Consider the following 23,258-nt stretch of genomic DNA (forward strand, 5'->3'; position numbering starts at 1 on the left):
CCTTCTATGGTCGCACGATGTAGCGGTTGAACGCACCTACCGCTTTCTGCGTGTGGATGGAGATTTGATGCCCTCTGGGTATCAATGACCGGTGATTCAGATTGGGATTGCGCGCCACTTTGTGGTTGACCACGAACGGTCCCTCCACGAAGTCGTAGCCATGTTGCAACGGTCCCTGTTTGAGTCGCTCGATAGCCAGCACTTTGGTCCAGCCGCCATCGGCGCGGCGCAGGCGGTCGCCCAGCGCCAGGTTCTCCGCCAGCATCCAGCCCGCGCCCTCAATGTAGATGGGATGATCCGGCGTCACCAGGATCACGTCCTGGGTCGCCTGTCCGTCGGGACCAAACAACTTGCCAGAGCGATTATCCAGGCGCTGGTCGTCCCGCGCGGCGGCATCCGTGTATTGTAGCGGCAGTTTAACCAGGTTGTTGGTGGGGTGGTTAGTGAGGACCGTAACGGCTTCATACGCCTGCTGTTCCGTTTGCGGGGTTTGCGCCAGCACGCGGTCGCCCACGTTAATGGTTTCGATGGCCTGCATGCCTGAGTCAGTGGAGACGAACGTGCCGGCAGCAAACGAGTTCGCGCACGAGGTATGACCCAATCCTTGCAGCACATCCTGGGAGCGTTCGCTGTAGCACCAGGCGCAAACCACGCGCCCTGGCCCGTTCACTGCCTTCTCAATCTCCTCCGGCGTCATCTTCGTGATGTCTGACACCGTCACATCAGGCGTACTCCCCCACTCCTCCAGGTCTTGCCGGTAGAAAGCCTTTTCGGGGATCAGGTTGCCCAATTTGTCGCCATGTGTGCCTGTGAGGATGTGGACCTCACCGCCGGCGTTCTTTGTATTCACCAGATCGGCGAAATCCGCCTGGCCGATCACCTTGTCCGACACCCAGACGCGCCCGCCGCCGTTGTTCGGTACCGAATAGAAGTCCGGAGCCAGTTCGCTGCGCCCGATGCGCCGCCCATCATCCACGAAATCGCTGGCAATGGGCACGCTCTTCGATGGCGACCCGCCATACGTCACCGGACGCGCGGCGCTGTCGAACTCATCCGCGTGGCGGAAATCTTGCAGATCATCCACATAGCGGAAATCATCCGCTACGGAATCCACCCCGCGCAGACCGCCTAACTCGTCCGCATGACGCAGGTCGCCCAGTTCATCCAGGTTGTGCAGGTCGCCCAACTCGTCAGCGCTGCGGAAGCCGTCCACCAGCTCATCGCCATACTTCAAGCCGCCCTTGAACAGCCCGCCTAATTCGTCAAGGCCACCGAGGAAGAGGCCCGCGATCATCAGCCCCTTCTCAAAGTCGGTCAGTGGCTCGCCCGTAAGTAAGTCGTACCCCAGTGCCAGCGAAGCGATGTCGTACAGGGTTCCCACATAGGGGATGAAGCCAATGGCGACTTGCAGCAGCGCGGTGAACACGGCTTCGTTTCGTTCTACGAAGTCCGCGGCCTGGTTGTAAATGTTCACGGCATTGTCGCCCGCGGCCTTGATGCTGTCGTAGGCGTCAAAGAGGGATTCGGGATCGCCCGTCTGCACAAAGTCCCACAGACTTTCGGCGGCGTCCACGACATTACCGCCCAGGTCAATCAGTTCTGTGGCGATGTCTGCCACGGTGGTGACTACGTCAGCGAGGAAGCCGCACAGCCCGGAGCCATGCCGCCGCTCACTCTGACCGCCCGAACCGCCGCCCCGGCCGCCGGGTGTTCTCACGTTCGAACCATGTTGCTGCCCGTCAGGCGTGCCATGCCGCGCGCCGGGGAGCGCCTGTGAACCGGCGCTGCGCCCGCCGTCGGGCATGTTGCCCGACGGGTCGGTGTAGTTGACGGGATTGTTGAAGCCGTAGGCGTAGCGGTGCAGCGTGCGCGGATGGGTAGGATCGCCAAAGACGCTGTCCTGCTGCAAGAAGCGGCCCGTGGCCGGGTTGTAGGTGCGGGCGCGCAGATAGATGAGGCCCGTGAGCGGGTCCTGCTCTTCGCCGGTGAAGCCGTAGGCGCTGGCAGCGACGCCGTTGCTGGACATCACCGCGCCAAACGGGTCAAAGTCCTGGCTGAGGGTGACTTTTCCTTGCCCGTTCGTCACCTGGCGGATGGAGCCGAGGGCGTCGGCCAGGGTGTACTGCCAGGTGGGTGGATCAGCGAAGGGACCCGTTCCGCCGTGCTGCTCCCCAATCAGACCGAGGCCGCGCAGATAACGGGAGGTTGTGCCGCCCTGGCGCGCGGTGAGTACCTGGGGCAGCGCGCGGGCCACGTCCTGGACGTAATCGGTGCGCACGCCGTCAAGAATTTGGGCCACGCGGTGGCCGTCCCCGTTGTAGACGTACTGCGCCGTGGAGACGCCGCTGCTGATTTGGGTGAGGCGGTTGGCCGTGTCGTAGACGTAGTTGAACTGGCCGTCGGTGAGCAGGTTGCCGTTGGCGTCGTAGGTGAGCGTTTGGCCGTCAAGCTGGACGAGGCGGTTGGCGATGTCGTAGGTGTAGCTGGCGATAGGTTGGCCGTTGCGCGCTTCCAGGAGACGATTACTGCCGGCATCGTAGCTATATCCGTAACTCTCTCCAGAACTGTAGGTTGCGGCAGTGAGGCGATAGAGCGGGTCGTATTCGTACTGGATGGTGGTAGCGCTGGTTTGCGCCAGGCCGCGCAGGGATTGGTGCGTGGTGGCCTGGTCGCCGGTCAAACTCGCGGGTGTGAGCGGGTTGAGATAGCTGCGCGGCAGATCGACCGCTTCCGCCAGATTCATGCCCGCGCCCGTGGTCAGCGCCCAGCCGAAGCCGATCAGCGCCAGGGCGATGGTTGCGCCGGTGAGGGCGCGAATGAGGCGGCGGCGCTTGCGGCGGCTATAAGCCAGTGGGGCCAGCAACCCCAGCGGCCCGAGGAACAACAGGCCCGGGTTGCCCAAGATGGTGGCGGCAATCTGGAGCCAGTTGCGCTGTTGTTGCGCCGCGGCGGCCACATGGCGGCTGTTGGCGGTGAACCAGGTGGCGACGCGGGAAGGCGGCGGCGTCAACTGGGCCAGGGGCACGTCGCCCACGCGCGGGCTTTCGCCGGGACCGCTGCCTGTGGGGACGTAGTCTGTGTCTTGTGTGAGCAGCAGCCGATCGAAGCGCAGGCCGTCTTCGCGCGCCCAGAGGGTGATGGTGTAGAGACCCGGAGCGGGAATGTTCAGGGTGGCGGTAAGGCCGGTGGTGGTCTGGTTGGTCCAACCCCATTGCTGCCAGGGGAAGCCGGTGAGGCTGAGGGCGGGCGTGCCATTGATACCGATGTGGAGGGAGTCGCTGCCGGCATTTACCGCCGCCCCCGCGCCCCACACTACATAATCGCCTGGCGTGCTGAAGTACACCTGGTACTGCAACTCCGGGCTGCGCGTCAGATAATCCGTCGCATATAACGCCCCTCGATCCGGCAGCACCTGCAAGTAACTCTCGCCCACATAGCCCGCCAGCGCCGTGCGCGTGATCCACGTCTGCCCGCCGCGGACGATTATCGCGTGCGCGTGTTCCGCTTCCATCACCACCTGACCGCCGCTTTCCTGGAACACATCCGCCGCCAGCGCCAGCACGTAATCCGACTGCTCCAGCGTGTGGCTGTAATCCGCGTTTGCCGCCGTCAGGCGCACCGTGTACAGACCGGGTTGGTCGTAGGTGTGCGTCAGCGGCAGCATGGAAGTCGTGGTTAGCGTTTGCCCGTCGCCGAATTCCCACACAAAGGTGTCCGCATAGATGGACCCGTTGTAGAATGTCACCGTCAGCGGGGCCACGCCCACGCGCTCCGTGGCCGTGAATACCGCTGTGGGCACGTTTTCCGCCGCCACTTGCAGTTCCACCACCTGGATACGGTTGCCGGCCTGGTCATAGGCGTACACGTAGCTGCCCAGCGTTTGCGTCAGGCTGTTGTATTGGATGAGGGTAAGCTGGTTGGCGTCGTCGTAGCCGAACGTGCCTGTGATGCCGTTGGGCAGGACCACCTCGACCAGGCGGGCGGCCTCGTCGTAGGTGTAACTTGTTTCGCCGCCATCCCAATCCGTCACCGTCAGCAGGCGGTTGGCTCCGTCGTAGCCATACGTCACCTGCTCGTCATCGGGGTAGGTGAGGCTGGTGCGGTTGCCGGCACTGTCGTAGCCGTACTGTACCGTTTGCAGCAGCGGATCCGTGACTACGGTAAGGCGGTAAATGGCGTCGTAGCTGTAACTGGTCAGCCCCGTGAGGTCGCTCATCGTGAGCCGGTTGCCCATGGCGTCGTAAGTGAAGCTGACAGTTTCGTCGGGGCGCGTGATCGTCGTCAGGCGGTTCAGGTCGTCGTAGACGTAGCTGGTCTGCGTCTGATTCGGGTCCATCACGCCCGCCAGATTGCCCACGGGGTCGTAGTTGTACTGCGTCACATAGCCCAGCGGGTCGGCAGCTTGCACCATGCGGTTGAGGGCGTCGTAGCTGTAGGTGAAGCTGTTGCCCAGCGGGTTGGTGGCGGCAATCAGGTTGCCCACGGGGTCGTAGCTGAACTGATTGACCACGTTGGTTTCCGCGTCTTGCGGCCCGCCGCTGACGTAATTCTCCGTCACCTGGGTGAGCCGGTTGAGGGCGTCATACTGGTAGCGCGTCTCCACGCCTTCGGCGTCCGTCATGCCCACCTGGTTGCCCACAGGGTCGTAGAGGTAGCCGGTGGTGCGATTGAGCGCGTCCGTGACGCCGATCATGCGGTCCAGCGGGTCGTAGACAAACGAGGTCTGATGCCCCAGCGGGTCAATGACGGCGGTGTTGTTGCCGATAGCGTCATAGCTGTATTGCGTCGTGTGACCCAGCGGGTTGGTCTGGCTGACGAGGCGGTTGAGGGCATCGTAAGCCATCTGCGAGGTCGCTCCGTTGGCATTGGTTACTTGCAGCAGGTTGCCCACGGGGTCGTAGGCGAAACTGGTGGTTTGGTTTAACGCATCCGTCATGGCGACGACGCGGTTGAGGGCATCCACAGTGTACTGCGTGGGGTTCTGGAGGCGATCTACCTGGCGCACCATGTTGCCCACGGGGTCGTACTCGAACTGCATGGTGGCGCTGAGGGGGTCCGTGACCATTACCATCCGGTTGAGGGCGTCGTAGTCGTAGCGCGTGGTGCGGTTGAGGGCGTCCGTTTGCGCCAGCAGGTTGCCCAGCGGGTCGTAGGCGTAGCTGGTGACCTGGTTGAGCGGGTTGGTGATCCGCGTGAGGCGGTCCATGCCGTCGTAGGCGTAGGCGATCACGTGCCCGGCGGCGTCGGTGACGCTGGTCTGGTTGCCTACGGCGTCGTAAGTGAATTGCATTGTCCCGCTCAGGGGGTTGGTCATTTGGATGACGCGGTTGAGGCCGTCGTACGTGAACTGCGTGGTGCGTCCGGCGGCGTCGGCGCTGGCGAGGATGTTGCCTACGGCATCATAGCTATAGCTGCTTTGCTGCCCCAGAGGGTCGGTGATGGTCAGCAGGCGGTAGGCGGCATCGTAGGCGTAGCCGGTGGTGCGGGAGAGGGGATCGGTGAGGGTGAGCTGGTTGCCGACGCGGTCGTAAGTGAAGGTGGTGAGATGGGCGAGGGGATCGGTGATGGCGACGAGGCGGTTAAGCGCATCGTAGCTGTAATGGATGGCGTGCCCGTTTTCGTCGCTGGACTGGATGCGGTTGCCGATGGGGTCGTAGGCCATCGTTTGCACGCCGCCGAGCGGGTTGACGGCTTGCACGAGACGGTTGAGGCCGTCGTAGGTGAATTGCGTGGTGCGCCCGGCGACGTCAGTGATGGCGAGGGGGTTGCCCACGGCGTCGTAGGTGGTGGTGAGGACCTGGCCCAGGGGGTCAATGGTGTGGATGGGGCGGTAGAGGGTGTCGTAGATGTAGGTGGTTTGTTGTCCGTTGGCGTCGGCGGCGGCGTGGAGATTGCCGGCAGCGGTGTACGTGTAAACCGTCGTGCCGCTGATGGAGTTGGTGGCGCGCACCAGCCGGTTCAGTTTGTCAAAAGCAAAGGTGGATTCGCGCCCCAGGGCGTCCACGAGGCTGACCTGGTTGCCGATGGCGTCGTAGGCGTACTGCGTCACCTGTCCCAGTGGGTCGGTCAACTGCACCAGGCGGTTCAGTTCGTCGTAGGCGTAGGTGGTTTGTCGCCCTTCCGCGTCCGTCATGCGAATGAGGTTGCCCACGGCGTCGTATGCGTAGCTGCTGGCGTGGCCGAGGGCGTCGGTGACGGCGACGGGGCGATTGAGGAGGTCGTAGGCGGTGGCGACGGCGTTGCCTTCCGGGTCGGTTTGCTGGGTGAGGTTGCCCACTTTATCGTAGGCGTAGAGGGTGATGCCGGCATTCGCGTCAATCGCGGCAATCATCCGATCCAACCCGTCGTAACTGAACTGTGTCGCTTGCCCGTTTGGATTCGTCGCTTGCAGCACGTTACCCACCGCGTCGTAGACATAAACCGTCGTTCCGCCGAGCGGATTCGTGCGCGTAAGCACCTGATTGAAGACATCATACGCAAACTGCGTCGTCCGCCCCAGTGGGTCCGTTTGCGTCAGCAGATTGCCGTTAGCGTCATACGCCATCGTTGTCACTCCGCCCAGGGCATCCGTCATGCTTACCTTGCGGTCCAGCGCATCGTAGGCGTACTGCCGCGTGTTTCCTTCCTCGTCCGTCACTTGCAGGATGTTGCCCACGCCGTCGTAGAGGTAGCTGACCGTACCGCTGAGGGCGTTCGTCACGGTCAGGGGGCGGTTGAGGGCATCATAGCTGGTGCGCGTGGCGCTTCCTAAGGGATTAACGACGCGCGTGCGATTGCCCACGAGGTCGTAACTGTAACGAGTGATGCCGCCGCGCGGGTCAATGCGCTGTACGATGCGGTTGGCATCATCGTAGACAATTGTCATCGTGTGCCCGTTGCCGTCCGTGGCGCCGGTCTGGTTGCCCACGGCATCGTAGCCGAAACTGGTGATGTAACCGGCGGGGTCGGTGACGCTGACGAGGCGGTTGAGGGCGTCGTAGGTGTAGCTGGTTTGTCGTCCTTCGGCGTCCGTCATGTGGATTTGATTGCCGGCAGGATCGTAAACGTAACTGGCGACGCCCAACTCCGGGTCCGTCTTCGTGAGCGTGCGTCCCAGGGCGTCGTAGGTGAAGCTGACGCTGCCCCCCGCGCCGTTGGTCAACTGCAAGAGGTTGTCCGCCTGGTCGTAGAGGGAGGTCATTTCGCTGCCATCGGGGAAGATGGTGCGCACCACGCGGTCATTGGCGTCGTAGACGTATTGGGTGACGTTGCCGTTGGCGTCTGTCTCCGCCAGCAGGTTGCCCACGGGGTCGTAGACGCTGCTCACGGTCCCGGAGAGCGGGTTGGTGGTCTGGATGCGGCGGTTGAGCGGGTCGTAAGTGTGGGTGGTAGCGCGCCCGTTGGCGTTTGCCTGGGTGATGAGGTTGCCGTTGGCATCGTAGGCGTAGGTCTGGACCCCGCCGAGGGGGTTGGTGGTGCGAATGAGGTCGTTGCGCGGGTCGTATTCGTAGCTGACGTTGCGGCCCAGGGGATCGGTGATGGAGAGGAGATTGCCGGCATTGTCGTAGGCAAATACCGTCGTGGCGCTGATCCCATTCGTCGTTTGCAGCACATTATCGCCCGCGTCATACACATACGTCGTCGTCCGCCCCAACGCATCCGTCATTTGTAGCAGACGGCCCGCCACGTCATACGCCATGCGCGTCGTCTGCCCCAACGCGTCCGTGATCACCGTCGTGTTTCCAAACGCATCATAGCCAAACCACGCCGTGTGGCCGTTCTCGTCCGTCTCCGACAATGTCTCCCCATGCGGCCCATACGTGTACGATTTTGTTCCCCCCAACGGGTCCGTGACCGCAAGGCGGTTTGTGTGGCTGTCGTAGGCCATAGAAGTGGTGTAGCCGCGCTCGTTGGTCACGCTCGTCACCAGCTTCTGCCCGTTCACCGTCATCGTTGTCGTGTTCCCCATCGGGTCCACCAACTGCGTGATATTGCAGTTACAGTCGTCCCAATCGTACAACGTCGTATGCCCGTTGGCGTCTGTCACCCGGTTCACATTGTACGCATTGTCGTACCCATACGTCTCCGCGTTCCCCAGCGCGTCATGACGGCTGATGAGGCGGCCCTCGCTGTCGTATCGGTCCGTGGACGTGTTCCCTAATGGGTCCGTAACCAGCGTTGTGCGCGTATCGTTGTTCGCGTCGTAGTTGTACCCGAACAGGGTGCGATTCCCCAGGGCGTCATCCTGCCAATCCAGGCGATAATTCTCGTCGTAATGGTTGACGAACTCCTGGTGGCCGTTTGGGTCAATGCGAGACACCAGCTGGCCTGGCTGCCGCGGCGTAGGCAGCGAGTAGGTGTAGTGGGTCACCTGGCCGCGGAAATCCTCCACCTGCGCCAGATACCCCAGCGAATAAGAGTAGGTGTAGCTGCGCCCCAGTGGGTCCGTCATTTGCGTCACGTGCCCGTTGGCGTCGTACGTAAACGTCAACGGGCGGCCCGTGTCATCCGTCACCGCCGTCAGGTTGCCGTTTTGGTCATATGACATCGTCAGGCGATTGCCATTCGGGTCTTCCACGGACGTCAACTTTTGTTCCGCATTGTACGTGTAAACCGTCTGGTCGCACGCCTGGGTCAGTGTGTATGTCGTCAACTCCCGCGTCAGTGTGGCCTTCACGCCGGGGAAGGGGGTGATGGTGTTCCCGTCGGGGCTGACGTTGAAGTAGATGATGGAGCCGTGCGGCAAGCGGGCGGCAAAGTAGGTCTGCTGCCCGATGATGCCATCTTGATCCAGGCCAATAAAGCTCTCGTAGGTCAGGTCCAGGTTGAAGTTGTGCGTCCAGCCGGGTCCGAAGGGGCCGTCCTCCGTATCCCGCGAGTTGTAGCTGCGTACCAGTTCCAATGCTGGCCCCCAAGAGGGAATGTTCACGTCGGAGGTGCTGTACGTGAAGTTGCCGGAGAAGGTGTTTACGGGGTCGCTGTCGAAGCCCTGGAAGAGGCCAGAGAGACAGGAATCTCCCTTGCCCCACTGCTGCGATTCCGCCAGGTAGGAGGTGTCGTAGAAGTGGACGCGCGGCGTGCAGTAGACGAGTTCGGGCAGTTCCACGCCCTTGTAGTCGTCGTGCTTGCATTCTGCCTCCCAGTCAACGAATGAACCCGGCTCGCTGGGCAGTAGCCGCCAGACGCCGCTCACCTGCTGGCCGGGAGCCACGTCGCCCCAGTTCAGTACGGAGGGGCCGATCAAGGTGAAATTGGTGGGGTAGACCTCGCTTTGTTTGATGATCTTTGGCTGCGGCGTTTCTACACGGAAGTTGCGCGCCGTGCCGTAGCCGATGTTTGTCGCCACCACCAGCCAGTCGAAGGTCTGGCTGCCCAGAACGTAGTTGGGCAGGTAGTAGTCAAGCACAATGCGCGGCTGCGGCTCCACCGTAATGGGCGCGGGCGAGGTGATTAACTCCTTTTGCACGCCGTTGACCTTGTAGCGGATGATGGCGTACACGTCAAAGTAGCCCAGTTCCGTGAGCCCGGGGGCGTCAGGGATGATAGTCCAACTGGCGAAGTAGTTTTGCCCGCTGGGCAGGTTGGGCAGGGCGGTGGGCGTCTCCGGGACGATGATGAAGTTGGCCGGGTAAATCTTTTGCCATCTGCCTGGTGTGCCGTCCAGGAGGTTTTCTGCCGGCACAATCGAAGTCAGCGGCAGCGTGGGCGTGAAGTCTCCCGTGGGCGTGATGGGATCTTCCGGCAGGCGCACGGGCACAATCTCTCCCTGACCGTTCTGGAAGACAATACTCACTTCCACGTCCGTCAACTCGGAGGCCAGACCATTGCCCAGATCGAGGTCGGCGGTGAAGGCCTGGCGGTCCAGCGAGAAGCGCTGCTCCAGTTGCAAAATGACGACGTTTTCCTTGAAGTCGGGCGAAAAGGCGAAGCCGGGTCCGGGCGCACCCGTGACCACGTGGACGAGCGCATTGCCCACGGGATACCATTCGCCTACCGGTTGCGCGCAGTAGCAGCCGACGAGGATTTGCCAGTTGCCCACGATCACTTCGTTGGGGCCAAAGATGTCCGGGTTCCACTGGGTAACGATGTCATCCCAGGGGGGCGTTTCCTGTCCGTACTGTGGCGGTGGTTCTCCTGGCGGCGGCGGTGGCGGCGCGCCCCCTTCGCCCGCCGTCAGCGGCGTAACGAACTGCGTTTCCACGCGCAGGCCGCCGGGCGTCATCTCCGCCTCGATGCCGATCAGGGTGGTGATGCCATTGGTGGCGTAAATCTGGATGTAATCGTAATAGAAGCCTTCGGCCAGCCATTGTGGTGGCTCGACAATCAGGTCAAAGCCGATCTCTTCGCCCACTTCCAGGGAGTCAATCAGGGTGGTGCTGACCGTAATCCAGTTCAGGTTTTGCGGCGGCACGATGGTGATGTCTTCCATCGTGGGGGGGATGCCGTTGAGGTTGCTCTCTTCGGGATACCCCGTGTTCACCAATTTCAAGGGGATGTGCGCCTGCTGACCGGGTTGCACCAGCCCCGGTGTGGCATCAATGCGATACCACGTTTCGGGGATGAAGTGTTGGTATTCCGCTTCGACGTTGATCAGCACCAGCCCTTCATCTCCAGAGCAGGTCTGCATATCCGTGCTGACGGTGAGGAGGAAGGGAGTATGGGAGTTGGGGGGCAGTTCGCCAATGCCGATGGAGCCGCCGCCCGTGGGGCCATTGGGGCCGCTGACGCTGGCGGAAACGTTGCCCTGCGTCTGCCAGGTGAGGACGGCGTTGGTGAGGGTGATGGGGTAGAAGTTGTGGACGGTGATCTCTTGCGTTACCACGCCGTCGTCGTCGCCGCAAAGGTTGATGCGGTCGGGCGAGAAGGACAACCGCGGCACCTGGTGGGGGATAAAGGTAAGTGTGAAGACGGTGGTGTAGACGTCTTCAATCTCTGTGGGGGTGACGGACCACTTGGCGATAACGGCGGGTTCGTCTACGATGATGAGTTCTTCCTGGATGCCGTCGCCGGGGACGACGGCGATGTTTTTGTCGCCGAGGAGAATATCGCCGCGTCCCACTTCCAGGTAGTAAGGGCCGGGGGTGAGGTCGGCAAAGCAACTGTAGCCGGGGCCGTCCTGGTCGCTGCTTTGCACGTAGGCTTGCTGGATGGTGTCGGTGATGGGGCCTGTGGCGATGATTTTGCCGGCAAGATCCGTCAACCGCAGTGTCGCCTGAGTCAAAGGCGCGCCCGAGTCGGTTTCCACGCGCGCGCACAACGTGCGCGCCAGTTGGTCGCGGATATTTACCGTCACGGGAATGCTCTGCGACTGTCCGCCGGACGCATCTACCGTTAGCGTCCCCTGGTAGATGTCAATCGTTTCCGTAATCGGCGGCGCGGCATTCACCGTCACCTCCACCGCCTGCCCTGGATTGAGTACCGTGCCCACCGCCGGTTCGCCCAGGTAGATGAAGGGGATATTCTGCATCGCCAGGCTGATGTCGCTCAGCGGGGCCGCGCCGGTGTTGCGAATGGTCAGGATTTGCTGCGCCAGTTCGCCGCGATACATGTTGAAGGTGATGGCCGCCGGTTCCAGGCGTAGTCCGGGCTGCCCTTGCAGGACCAGGGACCATTCCTGTGCGTTCGCGCCCGTTTCCACGTAGACGTAGCCATTGGCTGCGTCATGGCTGGCCGCCGTGATGGTGTATTCGTAGGCTTGGCCTGTTTCCAGGGAATTGAAGGTAATTTGCCCGGTCGCATCGGTGTCGTTTTCGTAGTAGTAGCTGCTGGAGCCGGGCACGCCTTCTGTTTCTACGTAGATCGTTTCCACGAGAATGACGTGGGCGTTGATCACGTTTTGCTCCAGGTCGTTGCTCAATTGCAGGTGCAAATTGCGCAGCGGGGCCTGGACTTGCGCCGTGAGGAAGACGTTTTGCGTTCCTGCATTGGCCGTCGTTACTTGCAGGCGGTCACGGTAATGACCGTTCACGCCGACCTGGCTGGCGTCCGCGATGATAGTGGCAGTGACGACGTCGCCCGGCGCCAGGTTGCCTAACTGCTGTGGCGTGACGGTCACCCAGGGCAGGTGCGGCGGCGGCAGGATGGTGGCGCTGATCAGGTTGGCCGTGCCTTCGTTGCTGATGGTCAGGACCAGGGTGCGCGTCAAACCTTCGGGGACGACGAGGCTGGGGTAGAGGGAGGAGATGACCATGTTGGGCTGCGGCGCTTTGAGGACGGTGGGGCTGGAGGCGGTGTTGTCCGCTGTATCCAGTTCCGGTTCGGCAGCCTGGGCGACGACGGTGTTGTAGACGGTGCTGTTGAGGGGGGCGTTGTTGTCTACGAGGGTTTCCAGGTGCAGGTTGGCGCTCTGGCCGACAGGGAGGGGGCCGACCTGCCAGACGATGGTGCGGGTAGTGGTGTAGTAGGTGAAGGGGTAGGGGCTGGTCTGGGTGACGAAGGTGGTGTAGTTGGGGAGGGTGTCGCTGATGAGGGTGGTAGATGCCGGCATCAACCCCTCATTCTTCACCGTCACGTCATACGCCAGCGGATACCCCACCGTCGCCTGCGCCGGTCCGCTTTGTGTCACGTGCAAGTCCGGACCAATAAACGAAACCGTCACCGTTTTGTTCAACGCCAGGCCGTCAATTGTTACCCCAATTGTGAACGCGCCGATCTCGCTGCTGCTGACGCTGCCCAACGCTCGTCCGCTGGGGTCTGTGGGATAATTAGGCTGCGCCAGATTCACGGGCGCATTCGTCGTAAACACCACGGGTAAGTCGGGGATGGCGTTCCCGTTCGCGTCGCGGGCCGTGGCTATCAGCGTCAGGGCATGCTGCCCATCCGCCGCCGCCGTGCGCGCCCCCAGAATATTAATATCCGAGCGGTTGGGGTCCAGCGGCGTGGGCAGGAACGTTACCGTACCGCCTACGAGCGTCACGTTTCCCACCAGGTCGCGCAGCGAAATCTGCTTCGCCTGCGCCGTTGAAGAGGCCAGCGTGAATGCGACCTGCCCGGTCGCATCCGTGTTCTGGGTGGTGGAGGGGTGAATAACGTTGTTGTTCCCCGTGACCTGAATCTGGATGGCCCGATTCGCCAGCGGACGGTTGAGTATGTCCCGCAGCGTGGCCGTAATCGTGATCACGCTGCTGCCATTGGCCGCCGCCTGCGTGGGCGTAATGATGATGGTGGAATTGGCCGCGTTCGCCGGCGCGGGCGTGAAGGAGAGATTCACCACGTCCGTGAGGGTGATCCCCTCGCCGACCACCAGGGCCGTCACCTGGGATGACTGCGCGGTCGTTGAGCGCACAGTGGCCTGCAACTGCCCCGCCGCATCCGTCAGCGTCACCGGCTGCGTCACCGTAATGTCCACGCCCGTGGCCTGTAAATGCACTTCCTCCCCTGCCAGCGGGTTCGCCTGCGCGTCTGTCAGGGTCACGGTTAGCGTGGCTGCGTCCAGGCCATCGGCAATGACGTTGCTCTTGTTGGTCGTCAACTGGGAGGCGTCCGCGTCCACGGGGCCAACGGTGAACGTCACGGTGGCCGTTTGCTGCAACAGTTCCCCGCGCAGCCCGCGCGCGTCCAGGACGTGCAAGCCTACCTTGGTGGACGTGATCACCGCCGTGACGACGCCATTGCTATCGCTGTCCCCGACGTAGACGTAGCCGACGGCGGGCTGCCCGTTGATGTGGGCGTTATTGCCCGGCGTAGCCCGCAGTTCCACGCCTTCGCCCGCCAGCGGCGCGCCGTCGCGGGCGCGCAGCGTCACCGTAATGGTGGCCGCGCTCACGCCGTCCGCCACCAGTGCGTCGGGGGCCAGGATGAGGCTGGAATTGAGGGGGTCAATGCCGTTGAAGTAGAGGGTGCCCAGGCAGACAGCCGGGCATGTGCCGGCATCGCCTGCGTTGACGCTGTAGCTGCCCGTGAATGTGTCCACCGCGGCGTACACGGCAATGCGCCCGCCGCCGCCGCCGCCGCCGCGTCCATAAGCGTTGCCCAAAGTGGTGGTGCCGCCATCGCCGCCGTTGGCGCGGATGCTGCCGCCGCCTTGCAGCACGCCCGCCTCAATCCAGAGGGAACCGCCGGAACCGCCGCCTGCGCCATCAAAGCCGCCGAAGCCGCCGGAAATACCGTTGCTGCTGAGCGTGCCACTGATCGCTAACGTATTGGCGACGATCAGGTGTACCGCGCCGCCGCCCGCGCCGCCGGCGCGTCCGCCGCTGTAGCCGCCGCCGCTGCCCAGGTCTAGCGGCTGGTACAGGTCGCCATAGGGTGCGCCGCCCGGATGTTCGGCGTTGTGTCCCCAGCCGCCATGGCCGCCGCCGCCTGCTTGATCCCAGGGGCCGCCGCCGGGTGCGCCCGCGCCCGGCCCGGACGTAGAACCATATCCCTGCCCATCGGCGGTGAAGGCGGCACCCTCCGCAATGGTCAGCTCGGAAGCCACCAGCGTCAGGCCGTAATCGTCGTTGTAGTCGGTGTTGCCGTTGTTGTAGTTGACGGCCTTGAGGGTTGTGCCGCCGCCGATGGTAACGGTTGTGAAGGTGTACACGCCGCTGCGCCAAGGGGTGCTGGCGCTTAGTTCCAGGCCGCCGCTGCTCTGCGTGGTGATGCTGTTCGCGCCTAGTAGATCGCCCTGGATCGCCAGGGTGACGCCGCTGATGAGCATGTCCGCGTCCCCGATGACCAGGCCGCTGCTGCTGAGGCGGGCCGTGCCATCACCGCCGGCTGTGCCGTTGGTAAGGGTGAGAATGGAGCCGGGGTCAGGGAGGTGCAAATGGCCGTAGCCGGTGAGTTGGATTGCCGTAAAATGGTACGCGCCTGTCAGCAGGCCCGCGCTCTGGCCGTTGTGGCCGGCATTATCCACGCGCAGCAGGTCCTGGTTCTGGCGATAAAGCGTGCCCGGGCCGCCGTATTGGGAGCCGCCGCCGCCGTGAAGTTGGAAGGCGCCGGTGTAGTCGTCAATGCCGGCATACACGGCCACACGACCCCCCGCGCCGCCCCCGCCGCGCCCATACGCATTGCCCAAACTTGTTGTGCCGCCATCGCCGCCGGAGGCCTGGATACTGCCGCCCCCCGTGAGCGTGTTCGCGTCTAGCCAGATAGCGCCGCCCGCGCCGCCGCCGCCGGCGTCAAAGCCGCCGTAGCCCGCGGAGAGGCCATTGCTGGAGAGCGTGCCGCTGATGGTGAGGGTGTCCGCCACCACCAGGTGAATGGCCCCGCCGCCTGCGCCGCCCGCATTGCCGCCGCTGCTGCCGCCGCCGCTGCCCGATTCCCGCGGTTGGTACACCTTGTCGTAGGGCGCGCCGCCGGGATGTTCTGCCGCGCCGCCCCAGCCGCCATGCCCCGCGCCGCCCGCCTGGTTCCAGGGACCACCGCCGTTTTCACCCGCGCCAGGGCCAGCCGCCGCGCCATACCCCTGCCCATTGGCGGAGATGGCCGCGCCGGTGTCGATGATCACGTTGTTGGCCGTGATCGTCGTCGCGCCTTGCAGCGTGAGGATGGCGTTGTTGAGTACCGTGAGGCTGTCCAGCGCGACGGCGCTTTCGTTCCAGGTGGTGTCGTTGCTGATAACGACCTGGTCGGAGACGGTGAGCGTGGCCGTCGCCAGTAGGGATGGTTGCACGCTGTCCGTGACGGTGATTGTTTGTGGACCGGGTGTGCGGAAGCGGATGCCGCCGCTGAAGGTGTGCGCGCCGCCATCCGTGGGTGCAAAGGTGTAGGGAGTGGGCAGGGTGGCCTGCGCGTCGCTGCTGCTGAAGAGGACCTGGCCGGTGTAGCTGCCGGCAACGTTGCCGAACGGGTCGTACAGCGTGACGGCGGCGTCCACGGGGTCGAGCAACTGCGTGCTGCTGAGGATGTCCAGCGTCAGCGAGGTCGCCGGGGCCGCCTGCACGGGCAGCGGCTGGCTCATCGCTACAGGCCACGGTTGATTCGTGGGCGTGGCCGTGATGACGTGGCTGCCGGCCAGTCGTAGCGTGGCGGAAACCATTGCCGTGCCAGCTACCAGATCAACTGTGGCGGGCATGTCGGCGAGCGGATCGCTCACGGTGAGTTGCAGGGTTCCCGTGATAGGAACGGGATTCCAGTAGGCGTCTACTGCTTGCAGGGTGAAGGTGAAGGGGGCGCCCGCGGTGACGGCGGCAGGCGTGCCTGCCTGTCCAGGGAGGATGCCGGGCGTGGCTGTTTCTCCTGGTAGGAGCAACTGCGCTTGCATCGCGGTGTCTGCCAGGAATGTGACTGTCACTGTCTCCGGGGCGGATACGGTTTCGCCGCGCGCGGCCAGATGCTTTACTTCGGCGCGCGTGGAGGCCAGTGTGGCCGTGGCTACCCCGCCCACGTCTGCCGCGCCGATGTCAATCCAGTTGGCGCCGGTGACAACTACGCCGTTGAGCAAGCTGTATGTGCCGCTGAGGAAGCGAAGGGAGACGATTTCTCCGGGTAGGGGGTCGCCCGCGGTGTTGCGCAGCGTGACTGTGATGAGGGCCGTTTGCAGGCCGTCGGCCAGCAGTGTCGTGGGGGCGGCGGCGAGGCTGGGCTGCGCGGGGGTGATGAAGGTGACGTTGGTGAGGGTGAGGGCTGCGCCGTAGGCTGCGTCATAAAGGGCCAGCGAGCGTGGTCCTGCGCCGGTTGCGGCCAGCGTAAAGGAGATTCCGCCCTCGAGGGTGCTGGAAATGAGGGGAGCGGGGGCGATCAGGTTGCCGCTGCCGCCTACTTGCAAGCCGATGGAGCGTTCGGATACGGGCAGACCCGCGCCGTCCCGCAATGTACCGCTGATGGCGATCGTGTCTACGCCGTCGGCAATGGCCATGGTGGGGGTGACGACGATGGTGGAGGCGAGCAGGTCCACGGGGCCTGCTTCGATGACGGTGAGGGTGATGGGCAGGGTGAACCGCGGCACAGCGGGGTCGTTGCTGAGGATGTGCAACGCGGTGGGGTATGTGCCGCTGATCAGGTATTGGGCGTCGAGGGTGAGGGTGAGGGGGGTGCTGGCGAGTGGGGCCAGTAGGCCGTTGAGCGGTTCGACGATGACCCAACCGGGAATGTCCGTCGCCACCCAGGTCGCGCCGACGATGTTGCCCGTGTAGCCGTGGCCGCTGGCGTCGGCGGTGGTGGGGCCAAAGCCTTCGTTGCAAGGCCAGTAGCCGAGCAATCCGGGTTCGTCGCCATTGAGGGGGATGTAGAGGTTGTTGATGATTTGCGCCGGGGTGCGCACGCCAGACCAGACGCGGGCCTCGTCAATCTGGCCTGTGAAGTATTCGCCAAAGCCGGGATTGCCGCCGATGCGGATGTTGTTGTCGGCGGTGTCCGTGGAGAAGTAGGGGATGAGGACGGACTGGTCATTTTTGTAGAAGGTGACGCCGATGCCGGGTTGGAAGACGGCGGCGACGTGCTGCCAGGTATTCAGGTCCACGGTGAAGCCGGTGGAGCGGGCGTTTTCGCCGGTGAAGACGTACCAGACGCCGCCTTCGTGCAGGATGGACCAGTCATGGCCGCCGTTGTCGGAGCTGATGATGTGGTGGCGTCCGCTGCTGGTGGAGGTGGGATAGGCCCACGCTTCCAGGGTGAGGCCGGGAGAACCGCTGCCCTGGTCAATGTTCAGGCCGGTGGCGACATAGTCGTTGCCGTCGAACTGGAGCGCCTGGCCGTTGTTGATGACCCAGTTGAGGTTGCTGCCGCCGTTGTTGGCGAGGGTGAGGGTGATCTGGCGGCTGGTGTGGATGGGCAGGGTGGCGCTGACGGCGGCGGGGGTAACGGCGATAATAGGGGGATCAATGGCGGAGCCGTTGACGGGGAGGGTGAGGATGGGGGTGATGGGGTTGTTGGTGGTGAGGGTGAGGGTGGCGGTGAGAATGCCGGCATTTTCCGCCCCATACACAACTGTCACGACCTGGCTGCCGCCCCAGAGTGGAAGCACGAAGCTCGTCGGCGACGCCGCCAGTTCCGCCGAGTCGGCGGTTATGTCAAATACGCGCAGGTCTTCCGACCCCGTATTCGTCACCGTGAAGGTCAGCGTGCGTGTGTAACCGGTGAAACCTGCGCCGAAGTCCAGCAGCGTCGGCGTGATTACGGCATGGGGCTGGCCGATGACGGTCAGTGTGAGGGGCGTGGTTAACAGGGGCGTGACGGGGTCGTTGCTGAGTAGCTGGATGTGCGCGTCATAGGTGCCGCTGAGGAGGTTGGTCGCGTTTAGTGTGACGGTGATGGGCGTGGCGCTGTCCATGGCGGTGTTGCCGTTGGCGGGGTTGAGGTCGAGCCAGTTGGGACGTGGGGAGAAGGAGAGGGCCAGGTTGGGTTGGACGAGGGCCTGGTTGTAGGCGGCCTGGAGGCCGAGGCTGCCGTCCTGGTTTTCGATGCCGATGGTGTTGGTGGTGAGGGGGGCGGAGGGGGTGAAGGTGAGGTATTGGATGAGGATGTTGCCGGTGGGGCGGAGGATGATTTCGGCGGTGATGGCGTCGCCGCCGCAGCAGAACCAGGAGTAGTTGGTGAACTGGATGACGAGCTGGCCGGCGACGTTTTGGTAGTGGATTGTGCCGGCACGTGGGTGCAGATCATCCCACAACCAGGCAATGATGTTGTTCGGGTCGCCGCTATCGGGAAGGGGTGTGTTGCCCAGGTCGTCGTAATAGGTCGGCGGTCCAAAACCGATGAATCCGTTGGAACCGACGTAGAATTCGGTGTAGGTTTCGCCGAAGTAGGTGAAGTCAAAGCCGATGGGGAAGGGGCCGACGTAGTTGTCGTCACTGAGGCCGAAGATGGGCGTGCCCGTGCCGGCAATATCCATCCAGTTGAACGCCGGTCCGCCCGCCTCGTTGCTGCTGCTGAGGACGTAGTCCATGCCGGCAGTGCCGCTTACCGTACTCACCGCCGTCAAATCCCAGGCCAGGTCGCTTTCGCCCGTATTCGACACGAGCAGCGGAACCTGGCGGCTGTTACCGCTGATGAGGGTTTCGCTGATCACGGCCGGGGACAGGTGCGCCACGGGCAGCCCTAACGCCTCGCCGCTCAAGCCGACGGTCAGCAGCGGCGTTAGGGCGCTGTTCGTGGTCAACGTGAGCGTGCCCAGTAGCGTGCCGCTGACTATGGGGCTGAATGTGACCATTACCGATTGACTCGCCAATGGCGGCGTGGCGAAGCTGACGGGCGTGGTGGAAATGGCGGGATCGCTGGCGGTCACGTCCGTGACCACCAGATCGGCCAGCCCTTGATTCTCAATCAGGAGAGGCAGGGTGGACGTGTATCCGACAAACATGCCGCCGAAGTCCAATTGTGCCGGCACAGCCACGGGCAATGCGTCCGCCGTCACGTGCATGGTCACGGGCAATGTGGCCCGCGGCGTGGCCGGTGCGTTGCCGTCAATGAGGATGTTCGCATAGTACGTGTTGCTGAACAGCGCCGTGGCGTCTAGTGTGACGGTGACTTGCGTCGCTGCTTGTGGCGACAGCACGCCCGCCAGTGGATCGAGGGCCAACCAGCCAAAATAGGGGCTCGTCTCCAGGCGGGCAAAACCCGTGCCGTTTTCGCCTTCGATGATGTAGATGCCGCTGATGCCGCTTGCCCCCACATGCACGAGTCCCCCGTCATCTACATTTATGAAGGGAACGGTCGTCACGCTCCAGGTTTCCGTGGTGAGATCGAATGCGTACCAATTATTGCCGCCGTAATTGCCATAGGTGTAGTAGACGTTGTCCACCGGGTCGATGGCCCCGCCCAGGACGGCCCCATCCGGCAGGGAGGGCAGCGCCGTCCAACTGTTGGCGGCCACATCGTAGCGGGCAAACGCGATTTCTCCGTTGCCTTGATGCCCATAGATGAAGCCATCGAGATAGACAAGCGCGCCCCACAGTTCGAAATAGGTTGGCGGTGCCGCCAGGTCGGTCCAGATGTCGGTGATGGTGTCGTAACGGCGGAAGACAACGTCGGACACGAGGTAGAGATAGCGGTTGCCGTCGGTGGTGATGTTGCCTGTGCCGTCCCCCAGGCCATTGCTGATCACGTTCCAGGTGTTGCCGGCGATGTCATAGACGCCCATTTGCGTGCTGTTGTTGGTGTAGACGGTGTAAATCTTGCCGTTCAGGTAGGCCGCGCCGCCATTGTTGCCGCTGCTGAGCGGCGCGCTGGCCAGGCCGGTCCAGAGATCGGTAGCGGGATCGTAGCGGTAGAAGCCTGTGTCGTAATTGCCCTGGGCGTAGATGAATGACGTGTTGGGATCGACGGCCAGGCAGGTGAGGGGGACGGGGCTGTTTGCCAGGAGGGTGAAGTCGCCGGGGGCGAGTGGGAAAATGCCGGCACGACGCTTGCGCACGGGCAGTTGGTTATTGTCGAGGGCGGGGGATGGGGAAATGCCGGCAAAATCAAACATCATTGGCGGCTCAGACGGATGAATTTCGGCCCGGCTGAGCGACCACGCCAGGTCCGCGGCACCCGTGTTGCTGATCGTCACCGTGACCGTTTGCGTTTGCCCTGATTCCAGCGTCTTTTCAATGGCCGTAGGCGCATAGACAAGGACGGGCGGATCCACCGCGGTGACCACCACAGTGACTATCCGCGTGGGAGAGAGGGGGGCGTTGCTGCTAACGGTCAGCGTCGTGGTCAGCACGCCGCTGACAATGGGAGTGGCCGTGACCAGAACAGATTGCGCGCTATCCGGCGGCACAATGAAGGTGGTAGGCGAGACAGTGACCGTGGGATCGGCGGCGCTGACGGCGCTAACCAGGAGGTCCGCCGTGCCACTGTTGCTCACCAGCAGCGGTTCGCCGGTGGGGTATCCGACGTAAGCCGGGCTAATGGTCAATTGTGTGGGGGTGACGACGATTGTCGGCGATCCCAGGACGTGCATGGTGATGGGCACGGGGAGTTGGGGCAGGTCGGGGTCATTGCTGTTAACGCGCAGGATGGTGTTGTACGTTCCGCTGAGCAGGTTAGTGGCGTTGAGGGTGATGGTGATGGGTGTGCTGACAGCGGGTGGGGTGAGGCCATTGGCGGGTGTTACTTGCAGCCAGCGGTCGCTAAGAAAGAGGATGGCGTTGTGAATGATGTCTGGCAGTTGGCCGCTCCAATCGTAGTAATATCCAGGATAGGCGGCTATGCCCACTACAGGTAAATTGCTCTTGATGGCAGCCAATATCTCGCCATCATCCCAATAGGCCAGCGCTGTTGAGCCAGGTGTCAGGTAGGATCCGGCCAGGCGGATGTCGTCGCATATGTCCGTGATCCCGGTCGTAATGGGATGGTTGCCATCCGCGCTACCGAGGCAGGCGAAGTTGTAATTGGGGCTGCTGCCGCGCAGAGGGGTGTAATCCTGGTCCATGAAACGACCAAATAACTGGGCGTAGGAGTCCAGGGCGTACATCATGACGATGACGCGCCCGCCGGCGTCCACGTAGTCGGCCAGCACGTCGCCCAGGCCGTAGGGGTCCTGGAAGTATTCGTAAGACCAGACGACGACCACATCGTAGGAGAGAAGTGTGGACAGCGAGGGCGTGCCGGCAATCTGTCCGTTTCCCTTATCCCCACCCGCAAGCGCGCTGCCGCCGCCGCTGGGATCGCGGGCGTCAAACAGGCCAATACTCCCCAGGTCGCCGTAGGCGCTGAGGTAGGATTGCAGCGGGCTGTCGCCATATTCACTGTCCCAGTCAGCGTGCAGCAGCAGCACGTCGGGCGCGCCGCCGCTGGGAATTTGCCATACCAGATCAGAAGCGCCGCTGTTGCTGATGGTCAGGGTGTGCGACTGGATTTCCCCCTGGGACAGGGTGGCTTCCAGAGAGGTGGGGAAAACGCTGATATGCGTCTCGAATATGTCTACGGTGGTCGTTGCCGTCAGGCTGTTGATGGTGTTGCTGGCAGTGACGGTGGCGGTATACGTCCCAACGGCGGGGTAAACGTGGCTGGGGTTCTGGCCGTTGCCTGTGGCGCCATCGCCGAACGCCCAGGCGTAACTGATGCCGCTTCCCACGCCGCCCTGACTGATTTCGACGTCATCAATGAGCCAGCCAAGATATTCATTGGCAATGTCGTCAACGGAGTCGAAGCGGAAACGGAGCAAAATATCATTCCCCAGGTAGGGGGAGAGGTCGAATGTGAGCTGATACCAGATGTTTTCCTGGTATCCTTCCCCTAGCGTGATCCAGGAAGCGCCGTTGTCCGTGGATATTTCTATGTAGCGATGATCATAGCCGCAATTGATACCGCCGCCGCATTCTGTTTGTTCGTAGCTCCACAAAGATAGGATGGGTGTGCCTACGCCGGGCAGGGTTATGGGGTTGAGGAGTGTAAGCGTGCCGGTGGTGGTGGCTCCTGTAGCGAAATTGCAGGTGGTTGTCTGGCCGTAGTAGACGACATGGGTCTCGCTGGGGACGGGCAGCGCGGCAGCGGCGCAGGGACTGCTGTCCGTTAGCAGATTCCATAGGCCGGTTGCTTGCCATTCGCCCAGGCCCGCTTCAAAGTTCGTTGCATATCCGTTGGCGATGGCGGAGAGGTGGGTGGCTTCCCCCAGAGGGGTAGGGCTGTTGTTGATGGCTGTGATGGATGTGATGGGGATGTCTGTTGGCTCGTTGCTGATTTCTATGGCTACGTTGTCGATTCCCCAGCTTTCGTCGGTGATTTCTTGCAGTCCATATGCGCTGAAATCAATGGAGATGTTGTTTTCGTTGTGGAAGAAGGTGAAGGAGAAATCGTAAATGGCACTGTAGTAATAACCTTGTCCACCGATCTGGCTGGCGCCCGTGTTGCCTGCGTAGATGCCGCCGGGATAGGTGTCGGGATAGGTTTGCCACCATAGCGTATCGAGCGTGTCCCAGATGCTGAAGGTGGAGTAGAGCAGGGTGGGACCGCCCTGTACGAGAACTTCAAAGAGGTCGGGGCCGTAGTTGGGATTGATGCCATCCCAGGTGTTTAGCGCATAGAAACTGAAGTTGAGGGTGACGGCGGTGTGCGTGGGCAGGTTGCTGAGGCTAAGGGTGGTTGTTTCGCTGCTGAACTGCCCCAAGAAGGGGTCGCCGAAGGGTGTGGTGTCGGTGAGTGGGTTTGACCATTCTGGGCCGGGAGGGGTGCTGAAATCCTGACTGTAGATGACTTCGTTTATAGCGGCGGGGGGATTGGCGGCGGGTTCTTCGAGGGCGTCGGTGGCTGCCAGGGGGGCAAGGGGCGCGGCCAATTTTTGCGCCGCGGCGGCGGGGACGCGCGCAAACGACCATAAGGCGTAGGCCAACAAGAAAATTAGGCCGATCAACAAGCCCCACACGGCGTGGGAAGATGGTTGGGGTGAGCTTTCATTTGCGGTGGACGTGGTCTGGTTATTCATGTTG

General features: G+C 62.9%; 1 protein-coding gene. It reads right to left on the minus strand.

All coding sequences use genetic code 11. The annotated features are described in order from the left end of the window. Window positions 1-4: 4 nt before the first annotated feature. A complete protein-coding gene (locus tag H6650_13060; protein MCB8952931.1) occupies window positions 5-23,254 on the minus strand; it encodes an Ig-like domain-containing protein in 23,250 nt (7,749 codons plus the stop codon). Window positions 23,255-23,258 lie beyond the last annotated feature (4 nt).

It is taken from the genome of Ardenticatenales bacterium (assembly GCA_020634515.1).
Lineage (GTDB): Bacteria > Chloroflexota > Anaerolineae > Promineifilales > Promineifilaceae > JAGVTM01.

Excerpts from the sequence above, each read along its gene's own strand:
- H6650_13060 (MCB8952931.1), bottom strand. The coding sequence starts at position 23,254 with ATGAATAACCAGACCACGTCCACCGCAAATGAAAGCTCACCCCAACCA.